Raw genomic sequence first — 10,225 nt, forward strand, 5'->3', positions numbered from 1 at the left:
GAAGACCCCGCGACAGTGGCCGATGGTGTCGCGCACCGCGCCGTGCACCTGGGGCATGCAGCGCAGCGAGTAGGCGTCCTGCACCCGGCCGCAGTTCTTGTGCGATTCCAGGATCTGGCTGCCGCTGATCATGCGGGTCAGATTCTCCGCCGTCGTGACCTGCCCGGCGTGGGGCCGCGCCTTGTGGATGCGCGGGTCGAAGGCCCGGATACTGCCGCACAAGGAGTCGAGCGTGAGGGCGCCGATCACGTCGGCGGAATCGGCCAAGGTCTCTGCCGCCAGCACCGCCAACGTGCCCACCGCCAGCATGGCCTGGGTGCCATTAATGAGCGAAATGGCTTCCTTGGCTTCGAGGACTAGCGGATCGACGTCGGCCAGCTTGAGCGCCTGCGCCCCGGAGACTCGGCGGTGCGGCGGGTCGGCGGCGCGGCGGGCTTTGCGGGCGACGAACGCCTCGCCTTCGCCGATCAGCACCAGCGCCAGATGCGCCAGCGGCGCCAGGTCTCCGCTCGCCCCCACCGAGCCCTGGCAGGGGACCGCCGGGTGCACGCCGCGGTTGAGCAGCTCGCAGAGCTTGTCGATGACCTCGGCGCGCACGCCGGAGAATCCTTTGGCCAGGGAATTGGCCCGCAGCAGCATCATGGCGCGCACTTCGGGCTCGGGGAGTGGCTCGCCCACGCCCACCGCGTGCGAGCGCAGCAGGTTCACCTGCAGTTCGCGGACCTGCTCCGGCGCGATGCGCACATCGCTCAGCTTGCCCACCCCGGTGGTGACTCCGTACGCGACCCGATCGTTCTCGATCAGGTCATCCACCACGGCCCGGGCGCGCTCCACCGCCCGCCGCGCGTCCGGAGCCAGCAGAACCGGACGCCGCTCGTACACCACTTCCTTCAGGTCTTCGAGGGTGAGATCGTTGCCGGTGAGATGAAGTGCCTTCATGAAATCTTTCAGTAGAGACGCCCGTCAGGGCGTCTCAAGCCAAACCGCCTTATGAATCCGATCAGCGGAGACGCCCTGACGGGCGTCTCTACCATGCACCGTTACGTACGTCTCAATCCAAGTGCCTTGAATCCTCTTACCGTCGGCTCCACGCCCTGGAACCCGAACTCCAGCAGCGCCCCGTTCAGGTCGGGGAAAAGTTCCATGCCGATGACCTCGACATCCTGCAGCGGCGGATCCCCGTGCTTGCCGCGTTGCGCGACGATGCTGGCCACCACGCCGATGAACTCCTGGGTGTCGAGCGGGTAGTCGGGGACGTCGAAGAGCGTGATGCGCTTGCGCGTGTCCGGTTCCTTCTCCCAGAGCCACTCGGTGGCCGCGCGGTTGGTGGTGGAGTTCAGTGCCCAGATGGGGGCGTGCTCTACCAGTCCCTGCAGACGCTCGCCGAATTCCGGGTCGAGCACCAGCGCCACCGCCGGCCCCGCACTTTTTTCCGCTTTGTGTTGCGGCTCAGGAGCGCTCATTCATGGCTCACGCAGGCGGCGAACGCCTGCTGGTATTTTTCCGGCATCTCGCGCCGTTGCATGTTCACGTCGGTGACCAGGTGCGTGGTCTCGCCCTCGGCCAGCACGGTGCCGTCCGCGGCGCGCAACACCTCGTAGCCGAAATGGATCAACGATCCGCGCACATTCCGCACCTTGGTCCGGATCAGGATGTCGTCATCGTAATACGCCGGGGCCTTGTAGCGGCAGCGGGCATCCACGACGACAATGTAGCAGCCGTCCTCCTGCTCCATCTGCTTGTAGTTGAAACCCAGGGCCCGCATCGCTTCCACCCGTCCCACTTCGAACCAGATGATGAAGTTGGAGTGGTACACGACGCCCATCTGGTCGGTCTCGGCGTAGCGGACGCGTAGCCGTGCCTCGAAGGTGCGTCCGCTCATTCGCCGCTCCACTTCGGCTTGCGCTTTTCCAGGAAGGCGGTGATGCCTTCGCGGAAGTCGGCGGTGGTGCGGATGCGGGCATTGTCCTCGACCGCCTGTGCCATCTGCTCGTCCAGCGCCTTGGCGATGAATCCGTTGATCAGCTTCTTGCTGAGCCGCACCGACGACGGCGAGTTCTCCATGAGCAGGCGTGCCAGCTCCAGCGCCCGCGGCATCAGGCGCTCCGGCTCGACGATCTCGTTGACCAGGCCGTAACGGTGGGCCTCGGCGGCGTCGAAGAGGCGGCCGGTCATCAGCAGGTCACGCGCGATCTTGTGCCCCACCTGCCACACCAGGATCGACGACACGATCGCCGGCACGAACCCGATCTTCACTTCGGTGTACCCGTACTTGGCGTCGGCCACCGACAGGGTGAAGTCGCACATGGTGGCGATGCCCGTGCCGCCGGCGATGGCGTGGCCGTTTACCGCCGCGATCATCGGCTTGGGAAAATCGTAGATGCGGCGGAACAGCCGGGCCATGGTCGCCGAATCCTGCACATTCTGCTCGTGGCTGCGCCCCAGCAGCTTCTTCAGGTCCTCGAGGTCGAGCCCCGCGCAGAAGGCTTTTCCGGCCCCGGTGATGATGATGACTTGCGCCGCTGATCTCTCGGCGTGGTCCAGCGCCTGCATCAGCTCATCCACCAGTTCGAAGCTGACCGCGTTGCGCTTGTCGGGACGGTTCAAGGTGATGACTGCGACGCCGTCCTGCTCGGAATAGATGATCGTCTTGAGTTCCATCGAAACCCTATCTCACCGCAGAGTACGCAGGGATCGCAGAGCTTTTCCCAATGTTTCTTCTGCGTTCTCTGCGACCTCTGCGGTTAATTCTTACTGCGCGGGCCCCGCCACCTTCGTCGCGATGTCCGCGGACATCCGCGTCACCGGCTCCAGCGGCTTGCCCAGCACATTCACGCCGCGCTGTCGCATGGCCTCGATGACTTTTTCGGTGGGGAGATTTCCCACCAGCAGGTCCTGGGCAAACGGACAGCCGCCCAGGCCGCCCACCGCGGCATCGAAGCGGCGGACGCCGACATCGTACGCGGCCAGCACCTTCTCCAACGCATCGCCGGGACGGCTATGCAGGTGGACGCCGACCTCCATGTGCTCGTACTGGCTCAGCACCGGCTCCAGCAGCCCACGGATCTGCTGCGGCGTCGCCAGCCCGACGGTGTCGGCCAGCGACACCTGCGTGATATCCATGTCGGCGATCAGGCCGACCGCCTCCGTCACTTCCTCCACATTCCACAGGTCGCCGTAGGGGTTGCCGAAGGCCATGGAGATGTACACCACGGTGTCGAGTTCGGCCTGGCTGGCCATCTGCTTGATCTTTTCCAGTTCCTCCAGCGCGCTCTCCGGGGTCTGGTTCTGGTTGCGCTGCAGGAACGTCGGCGAGACCGAATAGGGGAACCCCACGGTGCGCACCGCCTCCGTGCCGATCGCGCGCTCGACCCCTTTCAGGTTCACCACGATGCCGATGATCTCCACGTCGTCGGGCGGATCGAGTTGCTCCAGCACCATCTCGGAGTCGGCCATCTGCGGCACCGCCTTGGGCGACACGAACGATACTGCATCGATGTGCTTGAACCCCGCCCCGATCAGCGCGCGCAGGTACTGGACCTTGACCTCGGTCGGGATCTGCCCCTTCAGCCCCTGCCAGGCGTCGCGCGGGCACTCGATCAATTTGATTGCGTCTGGCATGTTACTGAATGCCTTTTATGAAAAAAGCACTGGTGATGTACAGCACGACCATCGCACCGACTAATGCCGCACGAAGCCATATGGGGCCACGCCTGCTCGCTACCAGCAGCGCTAGCGCAAGGGAACCAATGACTGCTCCGAATACCCAGTCACTCAATCTGTGAGAACTGAGTAGCCCCGACGACACCACGAACCAAAGAAACAACAGCCCTGCCATGAAGCAGAGGAGACTCAATATATCGTCAGCCGTTTTGCGCCTATTTCCTGCCAGAAGGGCCATGTATCTATCCGCGACAATCCGCGAGAAATGAAGTTACGTTTGCAGCACCCCGACTTTGAACTCCCGTACCTCGGGGTTCAGGTTGGCCACTTCCAGCGCCTGGATCAGGGCCTCGCGCGTTTCCATGGGGTCGAGGATGCGGTCGATCCACAGCCGCGCTGCGCCGTAGCGGGGATCGGTCTGCTCATCGTAGGTCGCCTTCACCGAATCGAAGAGCACCTTCTTTTCTTCGTCGCTCAGCTTCTTGCCGCCGCGCTCCAGCTGCTTCACCTTGATCTCGACCAGCGTGCCCGCCGCCGACGCCCCCGCCATCACCGCGTACTTGGCGCTCGGCCAGGCGAACAGGAAGCGAGGATCGTAGGCTTTGCCGCACATGGCGTAGTGTCCGGCGCCGAACGTGCCGCCGATGATGACCGCGATCTTGGGCACCACCGAGTTCGACACCGCGTTCACCATCTTGGCGCCCGCCTTGATGATCCCGCTCCATTCCGCGTGCTTGCCCACCATGAATCCGTTGACGTCGTGGAAGAAGACCAGCGGCACCAGGTTCTGGTTGCAATCCATGATGAAGCGCGCCGCCTTCTCCGCCGACTCGGTATAGATGACCCCGCCGAACTCGAGGCGCTTGTGTCCTTCCTTGTCCTTCATGTGGACGTGCGTCTTCTGGTTGGCCACGATGCCCACCGCGTAGCCGCCGATGCGCGCGAAGCCGCACAGCACCGTCTCTCCGTATTCCGGTTTGTACTCGTCGAAGCGGCTGCCGTCCACAATGCGGGCCAGGATCTCCTTGGTGTCGTACTGCCCGGAGGGGTCGGCCTCGAAGATGCCGTAGAGTTCCTCGGCATCGTAGAGCGGGGGCTCGCTCTTGGCGCGGTCGAAGGGCCCGCGCGGGCGCTCGCCCATCTTCTCTACCAGCGAGCGGATGCGGGCGATGCAGGCCTCGTCGTTGGGCTCGCGATAGTCGATGGTGCCGGCGATCTGCGAGTGCATGGCGGCGCCGCCTAGTTCCTCGGGATCGGTCTTCTGCCCGATGGCCGCCTGCACCAGCGCCGGCCCCGCCAGGAACAGGCCGCTGCCATCGGTCATCAGGATGTGATCGCACATCACCGGCAGGTACCCGCCGCCGGCCACGCACATGCCCATGATGGCGGCGATCTGCGGGATGCCCATGGCGCTCATCACCGCGTTGTTGCGGAAGACCCGGCCGAAATCGTCGGTGTCGGGGAAGACGTCTTCCTGCAAGGGTAGGAAGACGCCCGCCGAATCCACCAGGTAGATTGTCGGGATGTGATTGTCGATGGCGATGTTCTGCGCCCGGATGACCTTCTTGGCGGTCATGGGGAAGAAGGCGCCGGCTTTCACCGTGGCGTCGTTCACGATCAACATGAATTGCCGGCCGTGCACCCGCCCGATGCCAGTGACCACGCCGGCCGCCGGCGCGCCGCCCCACTCTTCGTACATCCCGTAGGCCGCGTAGATGCCGAGCTCGAACAGCTCGGTGCCGCGGTCGAGCAGCAGCGCGATGCGTTCCCGCGCCGTCAGCCGGCCCTTGTTGTGCTGGGCCTCGACGGCCTTCGCGCCCCCGCCCTCGCGGATCTTTTCCTCTTCGTTGCGCACCCGGGCCACCAGTTCGGCCATGGCCCGCATGTTCTTCTCGAAGCGCGGCGAGGTGGCGTCCACCTTGGTCTGCAGCAGGTTATTCGCGGATTCCTGGATACGGTCGGCCATCGGGTCCTTGCGTGAAACTGATAACCGTACATCAGCGCCCGCAAACTTGTCATCCCGAGCGGAGCGCATCCATTGATTGTCATCCCGAGCGAAGCGCTTTAGCGCGGAGTCGAGGGACCTTGTGGTGGGCTTTCCAAGAAAAACAGCCCGCTTTAGCGGGCGCCTGAAAATAGCCCACCACGAAGTGGTGGGTAGGCTCCAGCACCGGACGGAGCCCCTTCAGGGGCGATTCGAACAACGCCTTACCGCCTCCGCCAGCGGATTCTGCACCACTGCGTCCACCAACCCGAAGGCCAGCGCCTGCTGGGCGTGCAATTTCTCCGCAGCGATGAACATCTCCAGCGCCCGCGCTCGTCCCACCAGCCGCGGCAGCCGTTGCGTGCCTCCCCATCCGGTCATCAACCCCAGCGCCGCCCCGCGATGCCCGAACACGGCGTGCGGCGAGGCGATACGGAAGTCGCAGGCCAGCGCCAGGTCCAGCCCGCCTCCCATGCAATAGCCGTGCACCGCCGCGAACACCGGGGCGGGGAAGCGGTCGATCGCGTCCATCAGCGCCTGTCCCATCTTGCCGAAGACGAACGCCGACGGCCCGTCGAGCGCCACGATCTCGTTCAGGTCGGCGCCCGCGGAAAAGAATCTCTCGTTGCCGGTGATAATGAGTGGCTTGACCTCTCGCACGAGTTCGCGCACCGCCTTGGTCAGGGCCAGCACACAGGCCCGCGTCAGCCGGTTGGTGCCGTCCTCAGAAACCAGGCGCACAACGGCCGCCTCCGCCCGCTGCTCAACCGTGAAAGGAGGATTCACGTCGACATCTTACTTGGTCGGTGGTCTTGTTCCGATTTCAGAACAAGAATCACTTTTTTGTTGACATGTGGAAAATTCGGCTACTCTGCTCCCGTTTCCAAACTCAGGGAGGCCGAACCCGGGTGGCCGAGAACAGGGACACGGTAGCCGTTCAACAAGGCTCTAACCTCAAGGCGACTGCCGCCGCTCATTCTTCCGGATTCCCTCCGCCGACTGAATTCTCCGTTTCACGCCAGATCGCGCCCATTCCCTCAGGAAATCAGCATGCGTCGTCTTGCGGTTTTACTCGTATTCTCGATTCTTGCCCTCGCCTCCTCCTCCTCCTCCGCCAACTACGTCAGCGGCTTCACGATTAGTGGTACGCCTGTTGGCGGTAGCACTCAGCAGGCCAGCGCGACGGTAACAGTCACACGCAGCACCAATGATGCGCTCTCGATCCAGTTCGTCACGCCGCCAGGTGTGTCCGTCGTCTGTCCTCCGGGAACAGAGACTGGCTACGGCGGCTATTGCTACATGCCCGCCGGACAATCGACTTTCACCTATTACTTGGCAGCCGGCTGGGTCAGCAATGACACGACCGTAAACGTCACCGCCAAGAACAGCGGCAATCCTGGCGATTCCGGCGTGACAGCGCAGCTCACCATTCTTGCCATGAGGTCCTCGGTGTCGGTCTCTCCCGGCAGCGTCATTGGCGGCGGCGTAGACGCGGCCTCGGTTCACGTGACGGTTTCCGCCCCGCCAGCCAGCGACCTGAGCATCTATCTGACGCCGAGCCCGGCCTACGGGTCCTTTACCCCGAAAGGGTCCGTGAACAGCCCGCTATCAATCGCCAAAGGAAGCACGTCCGTCGACACCCTCTTCGTGGGCAGCACCGTCTCAACGGCCCAGCTGGTCACGATCACGCCCAGTGTCGGTCCCAATCCGGGGACCGCCCAGGTCACTGTCCTGCCGGGCACACCAGCGCCTCCCAAGCAGATGGGGCACTGTGTGGAGTGCGAACGAATGTTCGGCCATCCCATCGACGCCATCAGTGGCAACACCTGGATCCAACAGCAGGATTACTCCGTTCCTGGGCTGGGCGCGCTGGCCATCGTACGCACCTGGAACAGCCTCTGGACCGTCAACTCGCCTTGGCAGACGGCGGGCCTGTTCGGGCACAGTTGGACCAGTAATCTCGAAGAACACATCCAGGTCGTGAATCCAACCACGACGCTCTACTGGAGAGGCGACGGAAAGATCATCCAGTATGCCTACGACAGCATGAACCAGATATACGTGCTGGTTTCCCCGCCGGAAGAGCACATCGCCCTTACCTACGATCCGATCCTGCAGCAGTACACCGTGCAAAACGTGAATGGGGACCGCAGGCTGTTCACTAGCGCCGGTTACCTGACCGCCGTCCTTGACCGCAACAGCAACCAGACGACTCTTTCTTACGATGCCTCCAACCGCCTGACGCTGGTCACCGATCCGGCGGGCCGTACGCTCACCTTCACCTACGGCAGCCCGAGCTCCATGCAGGTGCAGAGCGTCGCCGATTCCGTCGGAACCGTAGCCACCTACACCTACGACGCCTCTTTACGCCTCACCCAGGTGACCTACGCGGACACGTACATCACCTTCACCTACGACACCAACTCTCTTCTGCTGAACGTCAAGGATTCGGCTGCAAAGATTCTCGAGGCCCACACTTACGACACTTCACGACGCGGCCTCACCAGCCAGCGGGCCAACGGCGTCGAAGCCGTCACCGTCTCCGGGTACAACACGAACTACACCTCCTTCGCCAACTCTCTCGGCGGGGGTTCACAGGCGTATTTCTACAAGCTGGGAACCGGTTACTACATCCGCAGCTACACCTCCTCCGGCTGCGCCACGTGCGGGGGCCCTGCGGCCAACGGCACCTTCCAATACTTACTCGATTCTGTCGGCAACCGCACCGGCATCATCGACCCGCTGAACCGCTGGACCTATCAATCCTTCGATTTACTCGGAAATCTGACCAGCTGGAAGCGCGGGGCCTCTTCCACCGACTACACGGAATGGGATTACACCTACAACGGCTTCGCCGAGGTGCTGACCGCCACCGATCCGCTGGGCTACACCACTACCAACACCTACGACGCCAACGGCAACCTGCTCACGACGACCACCCCGTCGCCCGACGGTGTCCAAGCAGGCAGTACCACCAGCTTCACGTATGACTCCCATGGCCTGCTGCTCACGGTCACCGATCCTCTCAACCACACCACCACCATGACCTACACCACCGCCGGGCTGGTCGCCACCGTTACCGACGCCCAGAGCAACGTCACCAGCTATCAATACGACGCGCGCGGGAATCGTACGTCCGTTACGGATGCCCTCTCGCACACCACGGCGTTTGCCTACGACTCCCGCAACCGGCTGACCACCATCACCTACCCCGACCAGACCACCAGCACCTTCGCCTACGACACCCGCGGCCGTCGTACTTCCGTAACCGATGGAAACAACAAGACCACGACGTATGCTTATGACGACGCCGACCGGCTGACCTCGGTCACCGACGCCGCCACCAACGTGACCCGCTACGGCTACGATAACGAGAGCCACCTGACGTCCATCACGGACGCCGCGAACCACACCACCAGCTTCACTTACAACGGCAATGGCTGGCTGAGCAAAACCACATTCCCCTCCACCCTCTATGAAACGTACACCTACGACTACATCGGCAATCTGCAGACCAAGGTCAACCGCAAATCCCAGCAGACCAGCTACTACTACGACAATTTCGACCGCCTCTCGTACAAGTACATCGGCAGCTACATCTGGTACTACTACGACAAGGCGGGGCGCCTGACCAAGGTCCAGGACGGCAACGGCAGCTGCTCCAGTGTCAGCTGTTACCAATTCGCCTATGACCGCATCGGACGGCTGACCCAGACCACGACCAATTACTCGTTCCTCAGTGGCCGCACCTATACGGTTTCCTACGCCTACGACGCCGCCGGGAACCGCACCTCGATGACCGACCCGGCCAACGGGGTCACCACTTACAGCTACGACTCGCTGAATCGGCTGACTGGCCTCACCGACTTCAACTCCAACAACTTCGGCTTCAGCTACGACGCGCTTTCGCGGCGCACCCAACTGACCCGGCCCAATGGCGTCAGCACCAATTACGCCTACGACAACCTGTCGCGCCTGCTGTCGGTCCTGCACCAGGTCGGGCTGACCACCGTTGACGGCGCAAGCTACACCTACGACAACGCCGGCAACCGCACCTCGAAGGTGAACCAGCTCACCGCCGTCACCGAGAACTACACCTACGACCAGATCTACCAGCTCACCCAGGTCGTCCAAGGGCTGAACACCACCGAGGCCTACACCTACGACCCCGTCGGCAATCGGCTCAGCACCGTCAGCGATTCCGGCTGGACGTACGACAGCTCGAATCACCTGACCTCGCGGCCTGGCGTCACCTACACCTACGACAACAACGGCAACACGGCGACCAAGGTAGACGCCTCGGGAACGACCACGTATGCCTGGGACTATCTGAACCGGCTGACCAGCGTGACGCTCCCCGGCTCGGGCGGGACGGTCACGTTCAAGTACGACCCGTTTGGAAGACGAATCCAGAAGGTGAGTCCCTCCGGTACGACTAACTATCTCTACGACGGGGCAAATGTAATTGAGGAGGTCGATGCGTCAGGAGCGGTGCTCGCGCGGTACGCGCAGAGCGCCAGCATTGATGAGCCTCTCGACTCGTCAACCGCGGCCGGAACCAGGTACTACGATGCTGAT

8 protein-coding genes are annotated in these 10,225 nt (G+C 63.1%); 1 reads left to right on the forward strand and 7 read right to left on the reverse strand.

From position 1 onward, the window contains the following. The 7 genes from VMS96_11410 to VMS96_11440 all read right to left on the reverse strand — a co-directional run. Positions 1-939: aromatic amino acid lyase (locus tag VMS96_11410; GenBank protein ID HVP44033.1), on the reverse strand; the 939-nt coding region annotated here is incomplete at its 3' end. A 101-nt stretch (positions 940-1,040) separates the two neighbouring features. Next, positions 1,041-1,463 (reverse strand): hypothetical protein, encoded by a 423-nt coding sequence (locus VMS96_11415; GenBank protein ID HVP44034.1) that lies wholly within the window; start codon positions 1,461-1,463, stop codon positions 1,041-1,043. Next, positions 1,460-1,882, reverse strand: a complete 423-nt coding sequence (locus tag VMS96_11420) for a thioesterase family protein (GenBank protein ID HVP44035.1) — start codon at positions 1,880-1,882, stop codon at positions 1,460-1,462. The genes VMS96_11415 and VMS96_11420 overlap by 4 nt, the downstream gene beginning before the upstream one ends. Further along, entirely contained in the window at positions 1,879-2,661 is a 783-nt protein-coding gene (locus VMS96_11425; protein ID HVP44036.1) for an enoyl-CoA hydratase-related protein, read from the reverse strand. The genes VMS96_11420 and VMS96_11425 overlap by 4 nt, the downstream gene beginning before the upstream one ends. A gap of 90 nt (positions 2,662-2,751) precedes the next feature. Further along, entirely contained in the window at positions 2,752-3,621 is an 870-nt protein-coding gene (locus VMS96_11430) for a hydroxymethylglutaryl-CoA lyase (protein ID HVP44037.1), read from the reverse strand. Positions 3,622-3,934: 313 nt separating this feature from the next. Further along, on the reverse strand, positions 3,935-5,629 hold the full coding sequence (locus VMS96_11435) for an acyl-CoA carboxylase subunit beta (GenBank protein ID HVP44038.1): 1,695 nt from the start codon (positions 5,627-5,629) through the stop codon (positions 3,935-3,937). Between the two features lie 219 nt (positions 5,630-5,848). Next, positions 5,849-6,433 carry an enoyl-CoA hydratase/isomerase family protein gene (locus VMS96_11440; protein HVP44039.1) on the reverse strand — a complete coding sequence of 195 codons (585 nt, stop codon included), beginning with the start codon at positions 6,431-6,433 and terminating at the stop codon, positions 5,849-5,851. Positions 6,434-6,892: 459 nt separating this feature from the next. On the opposite strand from VMS96_11440, the gene VMS96_11445 reads away from it, so the two are divergent. Next, positions 6,893-10,225: DUF6531 domain-containing protein (locus VMS96_11445; GenBank protein HVP44040.1), on the forward strand; the 3,333-nt coding region annotated here is incomplete at its 3' end.

Source organism: Terriglobales bacterium (assembly GCA_035543055.1).
Classification (GTDB): Bacteria; Acidobacteriota; Terriglobia; order Terriglobales; family Acidobacteriaceae; genus JAIQFD01.